Origin of the sequence: Pseudomonas sp. B392_1p (assembly GCF_052245235.1) — a bacterium.
Classification (GTDB): domain Bacteria; phylum Pseudomonadota; class Gammaproteobacteria; order Pseudomonadales; family Pseudomonadaceae; genus Serpens; species Serpens gallinarum.
The window spans coordinates 47,674-67,153 of the sequence record NZ_JBQPXM010000018.1; the positions used below are offsets into that span (position 1 = coordinate 47,674).

Here is a 19,480-nt window from a genome sequence, read left to right on the forward strand (position 1 = left end):
TGCGCGATATGCTCGCCCAGGTGGCCGGCATTACCAGCCAGCTGGCCTCGGCCGCCGAGCAGCTCTCCACAGTGACCGAACAGACCAGCGCGGGTATCCAGAGCCAACGCAAGGAGACCGATCAGGTCGCCACCGCCATGCACGAGATGGCCGCGACGGTGCAGGAAGTGGCGCGCAATGCCGATGAGGCGTCGAGCGCCGCTCAGCATGCCGAGCGCCAGGCAGCCAAGGGCAATGTCGTGGTGGAGCGGGCGCTGGCCCAGATCGACAGCCTGTCTTCGCAAGTTGGCCTGTCCGCCGAAGCCATGGATCAGCTCAACAAGGAAGCCGCCGGTATCAGTACCGTGCTCACCGTAATCCATGGCATCGCTGAGCAGACCAACCTGCTGGCGCTGAATGCGGCGATCGAAGCGGCCAGGGCGGGTGAAGCCGGTCGCGGTTTCGCCGTGGTGGCCGATGAGGTGCGCGGTCTGGCGCAGCGAACGCAGGAATCGACGGCGCAAATCGAAGGGCTTATCGACACGTTGCAGCAAGGCGCACTGAATGCTTCGTCGATGATGGACAGCAGCCGTGGCCTGGCCGCCGAGACCGTGTCGCTGGCCCGTGACGTCGGTGAAGAACTGCAGGCGATCACGCGCAGCATCTCCACCATCCAAACGATGAATTTGCAAATCGCCACGGCCTCGGAGGAACAGAGCTCGGTGGCCGAGGACATCAACCGTAGCGTGCTCAACGTGCGTGACGTAGCTGACCAGTCGGCAGCTGCAGCGGAGCAGACCGCTGCTTCGACGGTGCAACTGGCAAGGCTGGGCAACGAATTGCAAGGCCTGGCTGCACGTTTTCGAGTCTGACTCGCTTCAATCGGTGTTTCAGCGTGAGGGTCGCTCCTGGGCCTTGAGACACACCGCGCCGATGTGCTGCTGCAGGCGACACCTTCGCCTGCAGCGGAATGAACGTGTCCTGCGCTTAGACGGCGAATCTGCCCGAGCCGCCAGCGCGATCCTCGCGGCGAAGCAGGCCCTTTCCCGGTATGCCGTGCCCTGGCAATCGTTCGCAGCGAACTGCCCAGGTTCGCCCCGCGTGACCGGCAGCGCCGCGTTCGAGCGCGTGCCACTGACATCGCGTAACCCACGCCGGCTACTCTCGACATGCTGCTGCGCATATTCCAGCCTTTTCGCCAGGTCACACGCGAACTTTGCGCCCTGATGTGCATATGCGCTGTCGGGTCGACGTGCAATTTACACACATCTCGCCACGGGAACTTGGCCTGGCTTGAACAGGGCGAAGCTGCGACGTGGGTGAGGCCAAGGACAGGCGCCGCGTCTTCGCTGCTTGAGCCTGCCCGCCGATTCACAACTGAATAGGTCGCACCTGCGGCACTTACGAGCGTGGCATGCGCCAGCCGCTCGACGTGCTGAAGGTTGGTTCGTTGCCCCAGGTGGCTACATTCGATAGCACTCGCCTTGAAATCTGGTGCGCTGTTGCGCAGAGAGCGACCGTTCCTGATCGGCTGATGACGCCATTCAAGAGCGCCCGGTCTCGCGAGCTATGTGGCTTAAGCCATTCATGGCGTATCGCGAGGCAAAAAAAAGCGGGCTTCCGAGGAAGCCCGCCACATGGTCAACCGCCTACATCTCATCCTAGATGGCAGGGCCCATTACATAGTCCGGCAGGGACGTCGCGATCTGCGGAAACACGCACATGATTACGATGGCCAACACCATCACCAATGCATAAGGCAGAGCGCCCCAGAGGATTTCCTTGGTCGGGACCTGCGGCGTGATGCCTTTGATCACGAACAGGTTCAGCCCCACCGGCGGTGTGATCAGACCGATCTCCATGTTGATGGTGAGGATCACCGCGAACCAGTAGGGGTCGAAACCCGCCTGAACCACGATGGGGTACAGCAGCGGTGCGGACATCACGATCACCGCGACTGGCGGCAGGAACAGGCCGGCCACCAGCAGGAACACGTTGATCACTCCCATCAGCACCCAGCGGTTAACTTCCAGCGCGGCGATCACTTCGGCCACCGATTGGGTGATGTACAGCGAAGACAGCGCGAAGGCGAACAGCTCGGCCGAGGCCAGGATCATCATGATCATGACGCTTTCGCGCATACCGGAACCGAAGATGCCACTGAAGGAGCGCAGCTTGTACAGCCGGTACACCACCATCACCACAATCAGGGTCAGCATGGCGCCGGCACCGGCCGCTTCCGAAGGCGTCGCCACGCCGCCGTAGAGCACGTAGAGTACTGCCACGATGATCAGCATCAGCGGCAGTACTCGCGGCAGCACGGCCAGCTTGTCGCGCAGGGTGTAGGCCAATCCGCTGGTGTCGAAGCGGAAGCCCTTGCGGCGTGCGTCGATCAGCGCCCAGGCCATGAACATGGCGGTCAGCATCAGACCCGGGATCACGCCGGCGAGAAACAGACGGCCGATGGACGTTTCCGTGGCGATGCCGTAGACGATCATGGTCACCGACGGCGGCAGCAGGATGCCCAGGGTGCCGCCGGCGGCGATCGAACCGGTGGCCACTGAAGCCGGATAGCCGCGGTTCATCATTTCCGGGATGCCCAACTTGCCGATGGCCGCGCATGTCGCCGGGCTGGAGCCGGTCATCCCGGAAAAAACGGCGCAGGCGCCGATATTGGACAGCACCAGGCCGCCGGGGACCTTGTATAGCCAGCGATCAAGGGCTCGGTATAAGTCGGCCCCAGCCGGGCTTCCGGCGACGATGGCGCCCATTAGAACGAACATCGGGATCGAGACGAAGGCCAGGTTGCCGATGCCGGCAAACATCGTCTCAGCGACGATGCCGATGACTTCGAAGCCCATCGCCATGAACAGCCCGCCCATAGCCGCCAGGCCAAGAGCAAAGGCGATCGGCATGCCGGTGGCGAGGAACAGGAACAGCGTAGCGATCAGAATCATCCCAGACATCGAGGTGGTCATTTCGCATCTCCCAAGGGCTGGTGGTGGCCGGTTACCGGAGCGGCTTGCTCGGAGGGCGTTGGCGCCTGCTCCTCGAGTAGCTGCGGATTCAACAGTTTCACGATCTCGACCAGGTACTGCAGGCAGAGCAGGATGAACCCGACGAGCATGGGTGTGGCGGGAATCCACAGCGGAATGGCGGCGATGGTCGGGGTGGTCCAACCGCCTTCCCAGGCCTCAAACACGTAGATGGCGCTGGCTACGGCCATCAGGCCGCAAAACGCCAGACCCAGCACGGAGCCAACGCATTGCAAGCGGCGGCGGTTGGCGGATGAGAGTATCAGCTCGAGCACATCGACCCCCACGTGGCCCTTCTTCATCAGCACATAGGGCGCACCGATGAAGATCGCCGCGGTGGCGGTGAACACCACGAATTCGGTCTGCCAGATGGTCGGAGACCGGAACAGGTAGCGCATGAGGATCATCTGGCACATGACAGTCATGGCGGCGATCAGCAGCAGCGCAGCCGCGGCCCCGCCCGTCTTCGATAATGCCTCGACGGCAAGGATTAAGCGTCTGGACATGGGTACTCCTAGAAGGGTTCGGCTCCGCCGGCATTGCGCTGCGGATCGGCACGTTCAGATGGCCGCTGCAAGCAGCGGCCATGGCTGGGCATCACTGAACGGCTAGAGCCTTGTCCAGCAGGTCCTTGCCACCTTTCACCTTTTCAGCGAAATATTTGTAGGAGGATTCGCGGGCGACTTCCATCCAGGCGTCGTGCTCTTCCTTGCTCAGGCTGACCACTTTCACGCCGGCTTTGGTGAAGGTTTCGTTCATGCGCTGTTCGCCCTTCGGGCCTTCCTGAGCGAAGTAGGCCTCGGCTTTGGCTGCAGCGGCCAGCATAACTTCCTTTTGCTCAGGCGTGAGGCGCTCGAAGGTGCGCTTGGAGATCAACACCGGCTCGTACATGAACCAGATGGCATGTTCGCCGGGTGCGGTCAGGCATTTCACCTGCTCATACAGACGGTACGAGACGAAGCTGTCATTGGAGGTGTTGGCGGCGTCCAGCACGCCGGTCTGCATGCCTGTATAGATCTCCGACGACGGCATCGACGAAATCGAAGCACCGGCGGCGGCGAGCATGTTTTCAAAGGCCGGGCCGGCGGCGCGAATCACCTGACCCTTGATGGTTTCCGGCGCGGTGATGCAGTGTTCTTTCGAAGCGAACCCGCCGGCAAGCCAAGCATTGGCGAGAACGATGGCGCCGTTCTTTTCCGCCAGGGCATGGATCTCCTTCATGAAATCGGACTGATTCAGACGCTGGGCGTGCTCGTAGTTGCGCACCAGACCGGGCATCAACGTGGCGGAGAATTGCGGCACGCGGCCGGAGGCGTAGTCCAGTGGCAGGGCGGTCATGTCGAGTTGGCCGCGGGTCATCGCGCCCCATTGCTCGTTGGCCTTGTACAGCGAGGAGGCGGGGAAGATCTGGATCTTCAGGCCGACATCGGCGGCGGCGACTTCACGGGCAATGATCTGCACCATCTCGTCACGCGGGTCGCCCTGATTGCCGGGAAACTGGTGGGAGGCGCGCAAGACGGTCTCAGCGAAACTCGGAATGCTGGCAGCCAGCATTGCAGCCGCAACCGAGGTACGGAATAGGGCTTTCATTGGCATTTTTCTCCTGGCAGAACCGCGCTGCGGCTCATAATTATTTTTATAACGGCACAGAATTTCTTGTCGTTGTCGCGGGACATGCCCGAGCCAAGGACTTCAACCTAGCGCGTGCAGTAAGGCGGATCAATAACGAGCCACACCCCATCGTTACGGCAAGAGTAATGATTGCAATGAGCCCATCCTTGCTTCTTCGGATGGGTGCTAGCTGAACCGGGGGCGCAGCCGCGTTTCTGGTACAGCGCCAGACCATACACGAAGAGTCGCCGTTGACGGTACGAGGCGAACCGGGGTGGGGAAGAGATTGCAGCGGACCGCAGCACCGAAGGTGCAATACCAGTAGCGCTCAGGCCAGGACGGCGATCAATGTGAACGCTGAGCCCCTGCGGCTGACCTGGGGTCGTGCAGTCGCTAGAACACGACCGGTGCTAGGGAAAAGGCGTCGCCGTTTCCACCTTACTGCCCGGGGACCCGCTCCGCTCCAGCACACGGCGCGCATACATGCGGCATTCCGCGAGGAGCGCGAGCAGGTTGGGGTCGCGCTCCTTGGCCTTGAGGAACACTACGCCGATGTGCTGCTGCAGGTGATATCGCGCCTGCAACGGAATGAGCTTGACCCCCGATTCGTAGACCATTGCTACCCGACTTGGCAGAAGGGCGTAGCCAACGCCGGAATTGACCATGCTCAGCAAGGTGAAGATATCGTTCACCTGCATCGCCACCTTGGGCTCGAAGCCTGCCAGCTCGAACACACGGTTGCCGTCCTGATGGGTGGCGAAACCCTGCGTCAGGGTGATAAAGGTGGCATCGCGCAGGTCGCTGAGATCGACATCGTCCTGCTGGGCAAAAGGTGACTCAGCCGGAACGGCGAGGAAAATGTCATCGGAGAACAGCGACACCTGCTCGCAGCCCTGATCGATGACGCTCTCATTGAGTGAGACCAGGATCGCGTCCAGCTCCATGTTCTTCAGTTTGTAGAGCAAGTCGACGTTGGAGCCGAGGATCAGGTCGATATTGAGTTCGCTGCGGCGCAGTTTCAGCCCCATGATCAGCTGCGGCACAGTCTTAATGGTCAGCGAGTAGAGCGCGCCGAGCTTGAAGCGCTCTGCCGAGAAACCAGCCGCCTCACGGGTATGGCGCACCGTCTCGAGCACGTCCTTGACTATGTGCAAGGCCCGCTCCTCCAGCACGTATGCACTATCCAGAGGAACCAGGTTGCGCCCCTCGTGCTTGAACAGCGGGCAACGCAGAGCGCTTTCCAGTGAATGAATGGCTCGATGCACACTGACATTGCTGGTCTTCAGCTCGGCAGCCGCTTTGCTCAGGGTGCCACTGCGCATAAAGGCCAGAAATACCTCTAGTTTCTTAAGGGTTAGTTCTTCGTCGATCTGCATGACGCTCGCTCGGTTAACGGCACATAGGATGTGCGATTGTCGCGTAAAGCCTGAACATGGCGGATTGATGAAGCCTGGCCCACCCTCACGGCTCAGCGCACCTTCTTGTCTTTCACCGCCGGCTTGGCGTTGACCGCACCCTCTTCAACCAGCCAGTCCAGCTTCCAGCCGCCGTGGCTTTGCGCAAGGGTCTGGGCCAGCCAGGGCAGCAGTTCGCGCAGCTCGTCTTCCAGGCCCCACGGCGGGTTGCTGATGGCCAGGCCGGAGCCGTTCAGGCGCGTGGCATCGTCCGGGTTGTGCACGTACAGCTCGGCGCGCAGCAGTTTTGGGGCGCTGCTTTTGCTGAGCTTTTGATAGAAGCGCTTGAGCTGGCGTTCATCCTTGATCGGATACCAGATCACCACGATGGCCTGGCGCATACGCCCGTGGGCTTCGTCGAGGGCCTGCACGCAGCGCTCCAGCTCGTCGGGCTGTTCGAACGGCGGGTCGATCAACAGCAGTACGCGTTTTTCCTGAGTGGGCAGCAGGGCGCGTGGCACCAGCCAGCCTTCACCACGGTGCACGGCCACGCGCCGGTCGCCGCGCATGTTGTCCTTGAGCAGCTCACCGTCTTCAGGATGCTTTTCGTTGAGGTGCAGGCGGTCCTGTTCGCGTGTCAGTACACGCGCCAGTTCCGGTGAACCGGGGTAGTGGCGCAGCTCGCCGTCCGGGTTCATGGCGCGAATCACACCCAGGTAATCGTCCAGCAGCGCCGGCGCCCTCTCGTTCGACCAAACACGGCCGATACCTTCTAGATATTCACCGGTACGGCTGGCCTGGTCGCCACCCAGGTCGTAAAGGCCCACCCCGGCGTGAGTGTCCAGGTAGGCAAAAGGCGCGGGCTTGCGCGCCAGCAAGGCGATCAAGCGCGCCAGGGTGAGATGTTTGAAGACGTCGGCATGGTTGCCAGCATGGTAGGCGTGACGGTAATTCATGTGGGAAGGCTCCTGCGATGCCGTAGTCTAACAGGCCACACCTGTGCGCCCAGCCTCCTGCCATGCGTTGGCGATTACAGAAAAGGGAGTTTGTTGCATGGTGTCGTTAATGAGGCAGTGGCCGCTGCGGGTGACCTTGACCGCTCTGGTCATCACCCTCGCCGCCCTGTTGCTGGGTGTGATGCTCTGGCACTTGGTGTTTGTCTACCAGCCGAATATCCGCACCGCACAGGCCTATAGCCAAGCCAACCGAATGAGCGACCTGCTCATCGAGGCCGCTGCCGAGTACGCCCAAGAGCGCGGGATGACTGCGACTCATCTCAGCCTGCTGGCTATTGGATCAAGCGACGCCGAGATGGTGGAGCACATCCACACCACCCGCCGTCTGGGCGACGAGCTTTTGGAGCTCGCGCTTGCTCAAGGCGAACAGTTGATTGCTGTCAACCAAATGGCCGAGCCTGTACGGACCCATCTTTTATCGGTGCAATCCGCGTGGGAGCGTGTCCAGCTTGCCCGCCAGCGGGTCGATCGCAGCAGCCAGGCTCTTGCCGATATCCAGTCGGTCTACTGGCTGCGGTCGCTCAATACCTTGATCGAGCGAATAACCGTCTTGCGCAGACTGGCGTTTTTACCCACCACAGCGCTGGAAAGCGCCGCATACAAAAATATCGACCTCAAGCAGGCCATCTGGCTTGCATCCGAATATGCCGACCGCGAACGCGCCTTGCTGGCCATTGCCCTTGCCGAGCGCACTCCCCTGTCGGCGTTGAGAGCCAGAGAGCTGATGGAATACCGCGGCATCGTCGACAGGCAACTGACCTACCTGCGCGAGGCGGGTCTGCCGGTATTGCAGATGACCCAGACAGCCGGAGTGGATGAGGCCTGGGAGCACCTGCAACGGGAGTTCGTGCTGCGTTTTGGTGCAGTTCGCGCCAACGTTTATGCCGCTACCGCGCAGGGCAATTATCCGCTCACCGAGCGCCAATGGCTGCAGGCCGCAACCCGCGGGATCGACAGCCTGCAAGCTTTCGGCGAGGTGATCAATGCCAGCGCCGCTGAGGATTCCGCCGCCGCGAGCCGTTCGGCGCAACTCAATTATCAGCTTTCCATTGCCATGCTGATCGGCATACTGCTCATCAGCGCCGCCCTGGTTTTGTTGGTCAAGCGCATCTGCCTGCGCCTGCACCAGGCAGCGGTGCGCATTCAGTCCGCAGAGCGCAGCAATGATCTTTTCCTGAGACTCGACGCCACCGGGTGCGATGAACTGGCAACCCTGGGCCGTGCCTACAACGCGCTGCACGACCGTCTCGTCGTCCTCATTCAAGCCGCCCACGATGCCACGGTGGAGATCGGCAACGCGTCCGAACGGATCGGTGCGGAGTCGACGCAAATCGAACAGCGCATCGACCAGCAGCACGCTTCGCTCATTCAGCTGGCAACCGCACTGACCCAGATTGACGCACTGGAAAGGGAATTATTCGGCCATACCCTCGAGACCGCCGCTGCTGCCAAACGCACCGAGCGTGATGCGCTAGAGGGCATACAGCGCGTAGACCAGACGCTCGCGGGTATCGAGTCGCTGAATTTGGAATCTGACCGGGCGGCCGAGGCGGTTTATCACCTGCAAGCCGATTGCCGCGAAATTGGCCGTCTGCTGGAAGCCATGGTCGAGAGTGGGTGTGTAACGGAGGCGAGTGTACAGGGCCCAGACTCTTCCACTGCCCGTGCCGAGGGCATGCGCAGCCTAATCTCGCGAATGCAGCAGCATGTATTGCAACTGGCCAGGGCCATTGCCACGAACCAGCACGCTACCGACATCCACCTTGAACACATCCGCACCGCCCGCACCTCTTTCGAGCGCATCGCGGCGGAAACCGGCACGTTCAGTCAGCTCAGCCAGCAGATTGCCGCAGTCGCTGTAGAGCCTTTGACTGTGACCAACACCATGTACCTCACTATTGACACCCTCATGCACCTCGACAAGGAAAACGTCTGTGCTGCCAAGCAGGTCCGGAGGTCGGCGACCGATATCGGCGACCAGATGCAACACCTGGGGTCGCTGGCCAGCCAGTTCAGCCCACCCGACCCCCGCTGAACAATACTCAGGCCGGGGCTGCCGGCGCGCGCAGCAATTCGATCAGCCGCTCCAGTGCCGGGTGCGCCGGTGCATCGCGGCGCCGCACCAGCAGCGTGGGCGCCACAGCCAGCTCAGGGGCGATGGACTGCCAGGCCACCAGAGGGCCTCGTGGGTGAGCTTGCAGCAGACTGCGGGGCAAAAGACCGATGCCCATGCCGGCAGCGATGCCGCCGAGTATTGCCTCGATCGAACCGTAACTTTGCCGAGCCGCGATCAGCAAGGCCTGCTGCTCGCTCCAGCGCTCCAATCGCTCGCGATAATGGCAGCCGTGGGGAAAGCCGAGCAAGGTGACCGGTGTTTGCAGCAGGTTGTGCAGGTTCGCCTGCGCCGGCATCACCAGCACCAGCTCCTCACGCCATAACACCTCGCTGTCCAGCTGCGGATGACTGTATGGGCCACCGATCAGCGCAGCCTCCAAGCGGCCGGCCAGCACTTCTTCGAGCAAATGGCGGCTGGGACCGGTTACCAGACTTAAATCGACCCGAGGCGCATCGCGGTGGAAGGCCGCCAACACTTCGGGAAGACGCACCGCTGCCGTGGTTTCCATTGAGCCGAGGCGCAACTCGCCACTCCACACATCGTCCCGCACGCTGCTCCAGGCCAGTTGACACAGGCGCTCGAGCGACTCGGCATGGGGCAGCAGACGTTTACCGGCAGGCGTTAGCAGTAGCTGCCGGGCCTGGCGCTGGAACAAGCCGGCGCCCAATTGCTCTTCCAGCTGACGCAGACGCGCCGAGACGTTGGACGGTACGCAATGCAGGTGCTGGGCCGCACCGCTCAACGAGCCCGCGCGATGAATGGCCAGAAAATGCCGCAGCAGCTGCGGATTGAGACGTTCCCAGGATGACACTGCCACCTCGACATTCATTAAAAGTGAACAACAAGCGCAATATTTATCACTGGCAGTCTTGCACCGGCAACCGCTAAGGTTGGCAGCCTCCCTTGACGAGTTCAGCCATGCCTTCGATCCCGTCCCGCCAGATTTTCATTGCCCTACTGGCCGGCAGCGCCGCGCTGGTGGTGGTGCATTCCCTCGGGCGCTTTGCCTATACCCCGCTGCTGCCACTTTTTTTGGGCGACGGTTTGTTCAGCCTGCAACAAGGCGCGCAATTGGCCACCTGGAACTACATAGGCTATCTGCTCGGTGCCCTGCTGGCTGTGGCCATGGCGACACCGGCGCGGATGCGTGTGGCCTTGCCGACGGCGCTGCTCGGCAACGCCCTGCTCACCCTGCTGCAGGGCCTGAGCGAGCACTACCCGAGCCTGGCGGCGCTACGCCTGCTCAATGGCGTGAGCAACGGCCTGGTATTCGTGCTCGCCCCGGCGCTGGTGCTGGAATGGCTGGCCCAGCGTCAGCGCGCCCACCTCAGCGGCCTGGTTTACCTGGGATTTGCCATCGGTCTACTGCTGGCCGGCTGGCTGGCCGAATTGCCGGCCACGCTGCTGCACGGCGCGGCGCGCTGGTGGCCGATGGCGGCGCTGGCCCTGCCGCTGGCCCTGCTCAGTGCCTGGTTGCTTGGTCGTCTGCACCTCGCGCCGCGCCAGATAAGTGCCAGCGCGACGACCAGCCCGCTGTTCGACCGCGCCAGCACACCGCTGTTTCTCGCTTATGCCGGTGCGGGGCTGGGCTACATTCTGCCCATGACGTTTTTGCCGACGCTGGCCCAGGAACATCTCCCGGCCGACCATTCGCTGATCAGTGGCGCGTGGCGCTGGACGGCATTGGCGTGCGTGGTCGCCGTCCCGCTGTGGAACAGCCTCGGTGCCCGTATCGGCGACCGTCATGCGCTACTGGCCAATTATCTGTTGCAAACCGTGGGCTGCGCCGCACCGTTGCTCTGGCCGGGCGCCACTGGCGTGCTGTTGTGTGCGGCGCTAGTGGGTGGCACCTTTATCGGCACGGTGTTTCTTACCCAACGCCTGGCGCGCAGCCTGCAACCGCACCAGGGCCCAAAGCTGTCCGCGGCGCTGATCGCCCTGTATGGCGGCGCCCAGTTGCTGGGCCCGTGGCTGGCCGGTCTCTGGATCGGCGCCGGGGGCACGCTGACGCAAAGTTTCGCGCTGGGTGTTGGCGCCCTCATCTGGGCGTTGGCCTGGACCTGTACCCTGCCCAGCTCTGCTAGTCATTCTTCTCCCGCCGGAGCTTCCTCATGACCCTGACTTCGTTGCTCGGCACCGAGCTGCCAATTATCCAGGCCCCGATGGCCGGTGCTCAGCACCACACCCTCGCCGCTGCCGTGTGCAATGCCGGCGGCCTGGGCTCGCTGCCCGCCGCGATGCTCAGCGCCGAAGCACTGGATACCCAGCTTCGCGAGCTCAGATCCCTGACCGACCGGCCCTTCAACGTCAACTTCTTCGCTCACCAAACCCCCGCTGTCGACTCCGTGCGGGAGCAGGCCTGGCACGCATTACTGGCGCCGTTCCTGGCCGAGTTCGAGGTCGACCCCGCCAGCATCCCCAGCGGTCCCGGACGCCAACCGTTCAGCGCGGCCATGGCCGAGGTGCTGGAAGCCCATCGCCCGGCAGTGGTCAGTTTCCACTTCGGCCTGCCGGAGCCCGAGTTGCTGCAGCGGGTAAAGGCCACCGGCGCGAAAATTCTGTCCAGCGCCACCACCCTTGAAGAAGGCCTCTGGCTGCAGGAACACGGCGTGGACGCAGTGATTGCCCAGGGCCTGGAAGCGGGAGGCCATCGGGGCATGTTTCTCAGTGAAGACCTGTCCACCCAGCTCGGCACCTTCGCCCTGGTGCCACAACTGGTAGATGCCCTGCAGGTACCGGTGATCGCCTCCGGCGGCATTGCCGATGCCCGTGGCGTGGCGGCGGCCATGGTTCTGGGGGCCAGCGGCGTACAAGTGGGCACCGCCTACCTACTATGTCCCGAAACCATCATCAGCGCCTTGCACCGCGCCGCACTGCAGAGCGAAGCCGCGCGCCATACGGTATTGACCACGCTGTTCAGCGGCCGACCGGCGCGCGGAATCGTCAACCGCCTGATCCGCACGCTGGGTGCAAGGCCGCAGGGCATTCCCCTCTTTCCGCTGGCCGGCAACGCCATCGGCCCACTGCGCGCCGCGGCGGAAAAGCGCGGCGTCAGCGACTGCTCACCTCTCTGGTCCGGACAAAACGCCAGCGCATGCCAGGCATTACCCGCAGCTGAAATTACCCGTCGCCTGGCTGAGGGCCTCAAAGTAATACGTGCCTGAATTTGAACGGCGGCGGGGTGGTTCGTCGCCTCCTCCGCGCATGCTAAACCCTGGAGCGACAGGCGACCGCGCTGCGCCAGGCCGGCCTAAACGAACGTGCAATGCGTTCATAGAGGCTGACGAAGCACCTCTGCCAAGGTAAAGTCATCACCTCGCTGGCCCACCAGCGTAACCGCTCAAGCCCGCTCATTCCGCCAGCACACTGTTGTCTGCGCGTGTCGAATCTTTGCCTTCACGTATCTGGAGTGTCCATGCTGGATGCCAGCACTATCAACAGCCTCTTTTTCATTGGTGCCTTTCTAGTCGCCATCAGTATTCTGGTCAGCGCCTTTTCCACGCGCATTGGCATTCCGGTGCTGGTGCTGTTTCTCGGCGTCGGCATGCTGGCGGGCGTGGATGGTATTGGTGGCATCGTTTTCAATGACTATTCCATTGCCTATCTGGTCAGCAACCTCGCGCTGGCGGTAATTCTGCTCGACGGCGGCATGCGCACCCGGGCCGCCACCTTCCGTGTGGCCCTGTGGCCGGCGCTGTCGCTGGCCACTGTCGGAGTTATGATCACGGCCGGCCTGACCGGCCTGGCCGCTGCCTGGCTGTTCAACCTCAATCTCCTGGAAGGCCTGTTGATTGGCGCCATCGTCGGCTCGACCGACGCCGCCGTGGTGTTCAACCTGCTCAATGGCAAGGGGCTCAACGAGCGGGTGGGGCCTACCCTTGAGATCGAGTCAGGCAGCAATGATCCGATGGCGATGTTCCTTACCGTGTCGCTGATCGCCATGATCGCCAGTGGTGAAAGCAATTTCGGCCTGAGCTTCCTGGGCAGCCTGATCCAACAGTTCGGCCTGGGGATCTTCCTTGGCCTGGCCGGTGGCTGGCTACTGTTGCAGCTGATCAACCACCTGAACGTCGCCAATGGCCTTTACCCGCTGCTGGCAGTCAGTGGCGGCATCATGATTTATGCCATCGCCGGCGCCATCGGCGGCAGCGGCATTCTTGCCGTGTATGTCTGCGGTCTGTTGTTGGGCAACCAGCCGATCCGCAACCGCCACGGCATTGTGCACATGTTCGACGGTCTGGCCTGGCTCAGCCAGATCGGCATGTTCCTGGTGTTGGGCCTGCTGCTGACGCCCAGCGAGCTGCTGCCGATCGCAGTGCCGGCCTTGCTGCTTTCAATGTGGATGATTCTCTTTGCCCGGCCGATCTCGGTGTTCCTCGGCCTGCTGCCGTTTCGCAGCTTCAATCTGCGCGAGCGGTTGTTCATCTCCTGGATCGGCCTGCGCGGCGCGGTGCCGGTCATCCTCGCGGTCTTCCCGCTGATGGCGGGGCTGGAGCGGGCACAGCTGTTTTTCAACGTGGCCTTCTTCATTGTCCTGGTGTCGCTGGTGCTGCAGGGCAGCAGCCTGGCTTGGACCGCGCGCAAGGCACGGGTATTAGTGCCGCCCATACCGGCGCCGATTTCCCGTGCCGGCCTGGAAATTCACCCGACCAGCCAGTGGGAATTGTTCGTCTATCACCTGAGCGCGGAAAAGTGGTTCGTCGGCGCACCGTTGCGGGCACTGAACATGCCGGACGGCACGCGCATCGCCGCGCTGTTTCGCGGCCGGCACCTGCTGCACCCCACCGGCAGCACCACCTTGCAAGTCAACGACATCCTCTGTGTGATCGGCCATGAAAAGGATTTGCCCGCCCTGGGCAAATTGTTCAGCCAACCGCCCAAGCGCAGCCCGGATATGCGCATCTTTGGCGAATTCATCCTGGGGGGGGACGCCGAACTGGGCGCGATTGCCACCCTGTACGGCTTCGCCGTTGAGCCCCATGAGCAGACAATGCCGCTGGGCCAGTTCATTGCGCGTAAATTTGGTCGCGAACCCGTGGTCGGTGATCAGGTCGAATGGAACGGCCTGACCTGGACCGTGGCCGAAATGGATGAGCACAAGATTCACAAGGTCGGTCTCAAATTCCCCGAGAGCCTATAAGCCACGCCGCCGGGGGTGTTTTCCTGACGGGCCTTGCCTGGCTGCCTGTGGCAGACGTAGGCAGGGCCCGATTCGCGATTGATCCCAACCATGCTTGTGTTTCGCTTCTTGTGCCTCACGTTCCTGTTTGTACTGAGCGGCGCCCTGCTGGCCGCCGACCCGCCCAGTCGGGAAGCCGTCGAAGCCAGCCTGGCCGCGCTGGCGGATCGTAAGCTGCCAGAAGCCGAACAGTTGCGAGTGCAGCAGACCCTCGAGCAAACCCTGGCCCAACTCGACCAGCAGCAGGAGCTCCAGCAACGCCTGGAAGCCCTCCAGCAACAATTGGACGTGGCGCCGCAGCAGATCAATGAAGCCCGCCAGGCCTTGGAGGAGCTGCAGCTGCATCCCGCCAAGAATCCCCTCACCCAATATGCGGACACCGACATGGTGGAGCTGGAGCTGATCCTCACCGACCGCAGCCAGCAACTGACCGACTGGCAAAAAGAGCTGACCGCCGCCAATAGCCTGATCATCAGCGCCCAAACCCGCCCGGAACGCGCGCAGACCGAGATCAGTGCCAACCAGAACCGCATCCTGCAACTGCAGACGGCCCTCAAGGATGACAAGCTCGAGGGTAAAACCTTGATCCCTGAGCAGCGCGACCTGCTCAACGCCGAGCTGGTCACCCTTGAGCTGCGCAATGAATTGCGCCGCCAGGAGCTGGCCGGCAATAACCCGCTGCTCGATCTGGGCACCAGCCGCCGGGAACTGCTCACCGAGCAGGTCACTCGCCTGGAAAACGAGCTGGAAGGCCTGCAGACCCTGATCAATGAACGCCGTCTGGCGCAGTCCGCGGAAACCCGCGAGGAGGTGTCCCGGGAAGCCCGCAGTGCCGGACCAGGCAGCCTGCTGGCACGGGAAACCGCCACCAACCTGAAGCTCACCGATTATCTGCTGCGCGTTACCGACCGCCTTAACGAAGTGACGCAAGCCAACCTGCGCACCAAACAGCGCCTGGACACTCTGACGCAAAGTGAGCAGGCCCTTGAGGAGCAGATCGATGTCCTGCGCGGCAGCCTGCTGCTCTCGCAGATTCTCCTCGAACAGAAGCGGCGCCTGCCGCAGGTGAAAACCGATACGCGTCTGGCCGACGACATCGCCGATATCCGCCTGTACCAATTCGAGCTCAACCAGAATCGCGAGCAGTTGAACAACCCCCAGCAGTTCGTCGCCACCCTGCTGGAAAAAGAGCCGGGCGCTGACAGCGAGAGCATGCGCGCCTCCCTGCTGGAGCTGGCGAAAAGTCGCAGCGAACTGCTCGACCGTCTCGCCCGTGAACTCAATGCCTTGCTGGGCGAAGCCATCAGCCTGCAGCTCAACCAGACGCAGCTGAACACGCTCGCCAGCCAACTCAGCAAGACGCTGGAAGAGCAATTGTTCTGGATCCCCAGCAACCCGCCGCTGAGCCTGGCCTGGTGGGCGCGCGCACCCGAGCGCCTGGCCGCCCAGATCGCCACGCTGCCCTGGCTGGACACTGTCAAGGACCTGGGCCGGGGCTTAATGGCGCGTCCCTGGGTGTTTTTACCCTTGTTGCTCAGTGCCCTGCTGTTCTTCAAACGCTCACTGTTTCGGCGCAAGTTGCACGCGCTGCACCAGGACATCGGCCACTTCCCCCGGGACAGTCAGCGGCATACGCCGCTGGCGCTGCTGTTCAATCTGCTGCAAGCGCTGCCCGGCACCATGCTGCTGGCGCTGTGCGGCTATGCCTTGCAGATCGATGCGCGCGGGCAGAACACCCACCTGGGGGCGGCGCTGTTCGCCATGGCCGGAGCCTGGCTGGTGATCTACACCTCCTACCGCATCCTTACCCCGGGCGGTGTCGCCGAGCGGCATTTCGGCTGGGCCAGGGCGCAGATCAGCTTCCTCTACCGGAATGTGCGCTGGCTTGGCGTGGTGGTGCTGGTACTGGTGGGCGTGGTGACTTTCGCCGAAGACCAGCCCACAGTGCTCACTGAAGATGTGCTCGGTGTGCTCTTGTTGCTCTGCAGCTTCGGGGTACTGGCCTGGCTGCTTGGCCGCCTGATGTTCAGCGGCCCGCACAGCGACCAGGCCTCACCGTTTCGCAAGCTTATCGGCGCACTGCTCACCCTGTTGCCGCTGGGTATGATGGTGGCCTTGTTCGCCGGCTACTACTACACCACGCTGAAGCTCAGCGGGCGCCTGATCGATACCCTGTACGCCCTGCTGATCTGGATTTTGCTGGAAGCCATGCTGGTGCGCGGCCTGAGCCTCGCCGCCCGGCGCCTGGCCTGGCAACGGCTGCAGGCCAAGCGCGACGCCGCCCAGCAGGAAACCCCCGACGGCGCCACCGTCGCGGTGGAGGAGCCCGAGCTGGCCATCGAGGACGTCAACGAGCAGTCCCTGCGCCTGATCCGTCTGGGCTTGCTCGCCGGCCTGGTTGCTGTGCTCTGGTGGGTCTGGTCCGACATGCTGACCGTATTCACCTACCTCGATACCATCACCCTTTACCAGTTCACCAGCGGCACCGGCGCCACCGCCAGCCTGGTGCCGATCAGCATGCTCGACGTGCTGGGCGCGCTGCTGATCGTGGCCATTACCGTGATCCTGGCGCGCAACCTGCCCGGTTTACTGGAGGTGTTGATCCTCTCGCGCCTGAAGCTGGCCCAGGGCAGCGCCTATGCCACCACCACCCTGCTGTCCTACGCGATTCTCGGTTTCGGCATTGTCACCACCCTGTCCACCCTCGGCGTGAGCTGGGACAAGCTGCAATGGCTAGTGGCCGCGCTGTCGGTGGGTATCGGCTTCGGCATGCAGGAAATCTTCGCCAACTTCATTTCCGGATTGATCATTCTCTTTGAACGCCCGGTCCGCATCGGCGACCTGGTCACCATCGGCAACGTCACCGGCACGGTGAAGCGCATCCACATCCGCGCCACGCACATCATCGATGGCGACCGCAAGGAAGTGATCGTGCCCAACAAGACCTTCGTCACCAGCCAACTGATCAACTGGACCCTGACCGACACCATTACTCGTATCGTGCTGTCCTTCGGGGTCAATCGCGGCGCCGACCTGAGCCGCGTGCGTGAACTGCTCCTGCAGGCCGCGCAGCAAAACCCGCGGGTGATGCGCGACCCCGAGCCGGTGGTGCAGATGACCACCTACGCCACCAGTGGGTTGACCCATGAGCTGAAGTTCTATGTCAAGGAGCTCGTCGACCGCGGCCTGGCCACCGACGAAATCAACCGGCGCGTGGATCAGTTGTTCGTTGAAAACGGCATCAATGTCGTGGGCAGGCCGCAGATGGAGGTTTTCATGGTCAATCGTGAGGGCAAGCAACAAGCCGTCGAACCGGCCAAGTCGGAAACGCCCTGACCGCGTCACCAGAGCAGCGTACGGCTTAGCCCCAGGCAACAGGGTATGCTGACCTTATTCCGATTGAAGCACTCAGGCTTTCGCCCCGATGAAAACCCTTGATCAGTTGCACTTCGACAACCGCTTCGCCCGTCTGGGCGATACGTTCTCCACAGCGGTTTTGCCCGAGCCCATCGCCGAGCCGCGCCTGGTGATTGCCAGCAGCGCGGCCATGGCCCTGCTCGACCTCGACCCGGCCGAGGCAGACACCCCCGCGTTCGCCGAGCTGTTTGCCGGCCATAAGCTGTGGAGCACCGCCGAGCCGCGGGCGATGGTGTATTCCGGGCATCAGTTCGGCGTCTACAACCCGCGCTTGGGGGATGGACGCGGCTTGCTGCTCGGCGAGGTGGTCAATGACGCCGGCGAGCACTGGGATTTGCACCTCAAGGGCGCCGGCTCGACGCCCTATTCGCGCATGGGCGACGGCCGCGCCGTGCTGCGCAGCTCGATCCGCGAATTCCTTGCCAGCGAATACCTGACCGCGCTCGGCATTCCCACCAGTCGCGCGTTGTGCGTGGTGGGCTCGAACAGCCCGGTGTGGCGCGAGCGCCAGGAGACCGCCGCCATGCTGCTGCGCCTGGCGCCCAGTCATGTGCGCTTCGGCCACTTCGAATATTTCTACTACACCCGCCAGCATGAGGCGCTCAAGCAATTGCTCGACCATGTACTGGCCAGCCATTTTCCGCAGTGCGCGGATTATTCGGCGATGTTCCGCGAGGTGGTCGAGCGCAACGCCGAGCTGATCGCCCGCTGGCAGGCCTACGGCTTCTGCCACGGAGTGATGAACACCGACAACATGTCGATCCTCGGCATCACCTTCGACTTTGGCCCCTACGCCTTCCTCGACGACTTCGATGCGCACTTCATCTGCAACCACTCCGACGATACCGGGCGCTACAGCTTCGAAAACCAGGTGCCCATTGCCCATTGGAACCTCAGCGCCCTGGCCCAGGCGCTGACGCCGTTCATTGCCGTCGACACGCTGCGCGAAAGCCTTGGCCTGTTTCTTCCGCTGTATCAGGCTCATTATCTGGATCTCATGCGCCGCCGCCTCGGTTTTCGCCAGGCCGAAGACCGCGACGAGGAACTGATCCAGCGCCTGCTGCAGTTGATGCAGACCAGTGCCATCGATTACCCGAACTTCTTCCGTGAGCTCGGCGAGCGAGCGCCGGACGCCGCACTGGCCCGCCTGCGTGAGGATTTCGTCGACCTGGCCGGTTTCGACGCCTGGTCGACCGACTACCGCGCCCGCGCCGAACGCGACGGCGGCACCCAAGCCGAGCGTCAGGCACGCATGCATGCAGTCAATCCGAAATACAGCCTGCGCAACTACCTGGCCCAGCAGGCCATCGAGGCCGCTGAACAGGGTGACTATGGCCCTGTCCGCGAGCTGCACGCCGTCCTCAGCCAGCCGTTCGACGATCAGCCCGGCATGCAACGCTACGCCGAGCGCCCGCCAGAATGGGGCAAGCATCTGGAGATCAGCTGTTCGTCCTGAGACTCGTCAGGGCTCTCAGCGGGTGTGCAAGTCTTTGCACCTTCAGCTCAAGGAAACAGACCGCCCGGCACGCAGTCAGCGTGCTTGGCCGCGTGCGCAACCTGTCGCCGGGCTTGCGCAACTTGTGGGCCGGTTTTTATATCCCGAACGCCCATAGGCCGCAGCATTCGCATCTACCCAATTGATTTATAAGACAAATTTAGATCTGGCACTGAATTCGCCTGGCTCCGGGTTCCGAATCGACACAGCGATTCATTCCACCCGCAAGGAGCACAGC

At 62.7% G+C, this 19,480-nt stretch carries 13 protein-coding genes; 7 read left to right on the forward strand and 6 right to left on the reverse strand.

Annotated elements, in window-relative coordinates; all coding sequences use genetic code 11:
• The first annotated feature begins 8 nt into the window (after positions 1 to 8).
• Positions 9 to 851, forward strand: a complete 843-nt coding sequence (locus ACTV8E_RS19775) for a methyl-accepting chemotaxis protein (RefSeq protein WP_443200595.1) — start codon at positions 9 to 11, stop codon at positions 849 to 851.
• A 789-nt stretch (positions 852 to 1,640) separates the two neighbouring features.
• Here ACTV8E_RS19775 and ACTV8E_RS19780 read toward each other — a convergent pair.
• The 5 genes from ACTV8E_RS19780 to ACTV8E_RS19800 form a co-directional block, all read right to left on the reverse strand.
• Positions 1,641 to 2,957, reverse strand: coding sequence for a TRAP transporter large permease (locus ACTV8E_RS19780; protein ID WP_443200585.1), 1,317 nt, complete (start codon positions 2,955 to 2,957; stop codon positions 1,641 to 1,643).
• On the reverse strand, positions 2,954 to 3,520 hold the full coding sequence (locus ACTV8E_RS19785; RefSeq protein WP_443200586.1) for a TRAP transporter small permease subunit: 567 nt from the start codon (positions 3,518 to 3,520) through the stop codon (positions 2,954 to 2,956). The genes ACTV8E_RS19780 and ACTV8E_RS19785 overlap by 4 nt, the downstream gene beginning before the upstream one ends.
• A 91-nt stretch (positions 3,521 to 3,611) precedes the next feature.
• Positions 3,612 to 4,604: a TRAP transporter substrate-binding protein DctP gene (dctP, locus tag ACTV8E_RS19790; protein ID WP_443200587.1), complete on the reverse strand. Its 993-nt coding sequence runs from the start codon at positions 4,602 to 4,604 to the stop codon at positions 3,612 to 3,614.
• Between the two features lie 431 nt (positions 4,605 to 5,035).
• Positions 5,036 to 6,001: a LysR family transcriptional regulator gene (locus tag ACTV8E_RS19795; protein ID WP_443200588.1), complete on the reverse strand. Its 966-nt coding sequence runs from the start codon at positions 5,999 to 6,001 to the stop codon at positions 5,036 to 5,038.
• A gap of 92 nt (positions 6,002 to 6,093) precedes the next feature.
• Positions 6,094 to 6,975: a 23S rRNA (adenine(2030)-N(6))-methyltransferase RlmJ gene (locus ACTV8E_RS19800; protein ID WP_443200589.1), complete on the reverse strand. Its 882-nt coding sequence runs from the start codon at positions 6,973 to 6,975 to the stop codon at positions 6,094 to 6,096.
• A gap of 109 nt (positions 6,976 to 7,084) precedes the next feature.
• On the opposite strand from ACTV8E_RS19800, the gene ACTV8E_RS19805 reads away from it, so the two are divergent.
• Positions 7,085 to 9,070: a methyl-accepting chemotaxis protein gene (locus ACTV8E_RS19805; RefSeq protein WP_443200590.1), complete on the forward strand. Its 1,986-nt coding sequence runs from the start codon at positions 7,085 to 7,087 to the stop codon at positions 9,068 to 9,070.
• Between the two features lie 7 nt (positions 9,071 to 9,077).
• On the opposite strand, the gene ACTV8E_RS19810 is transcribed toward ACTV8E_RS19805, so the two are convergent.
• Positions 9,078 to 9,962, reverse strand: a complete 885-nt coding sequence (locus ACTV8E_RS19810) for a LysR substrate-binding domain-containing protein (RefSeq protein WP_251834703.1) — start codon at positions 9,960 to 9,962, stop codon at positions 9,078 to 9,080.
• Between the two features lie 107 nt (positions 9,963 to 10,069).
• On the opposite strand from ACTV8E_RS19810, the gene ACTV8E_RS19815 reads away from it, so the two are divergent.
• The 5 genes from ACTV8E_RS19815 (at position 10,070) to selO (ending at position 19,203) form a co-directional block, all read left to right on the forward strand.
• A complete protein-coding gene (locus ACTV8E_RS19815; RefSeq protein ID WP_251834702.1) occupies positions 10,070 to 11,266 on the forward strand; it encodes a YbfB/YjiJ family MFS transporter in 1,197 nt (398 codons plus the stop codon).
• Positions 11,263 to 12,315, forward strand: coding sequence for an NAD(P)H-dependent flavin oxidoreductase (locus ACTV8E_RS19820; protein WP_443200591.1), 1,053 nt, complete (start codon positions 11,263 to 11,265; stop codon positions 12,313 to 12,315). The genes ACTV8E_RS19815 and ACTV8E_RS19820 overlap by 4 nt, the downstream gene beginning before the upstream one ends.
• A 254-nt stretch (positions 12,316 to 12,569) precedes the next feature.
• Positions 12,570 to 14,291 (forward strand): potassium/proton antiporter, encoded by a 1,722-nt coding sequence (locus ACTV8E_RS19825; RefSeq protein WP_443200596.1) that lies wholly within the window; start codon positions 12,570 to 12,572, stop codon positions 14,289 to 14,291.
• 90 nt (positions 14,292 to 14,381) lie between these two features.
• Entirely contained in the window at positions 14,382 to 17,666 is a 3,285-nt protein-coding gene (mscK, locus tag ACTV8E_RS19830; protein ID WP_443200592.1) for a mechanosensitive channel MscK, read from the forward strand.
• Positions 17,667 to 17,754: 88 nt separating this feature from the next.
• Complete coding sequence (selO, locus tag ACTV8E_RS19835; protein ID WP_443200593.1) at positions 17,755 to 19,203, forward strand: protein adenylyltransferase SelO; 1,449 nt, start codon at positions 17,755 to 17,757, stop codon at positions 19,201 to 19,203.
• Positions 19,204 to 19,480: the final 277 nt, after the last annotated feature.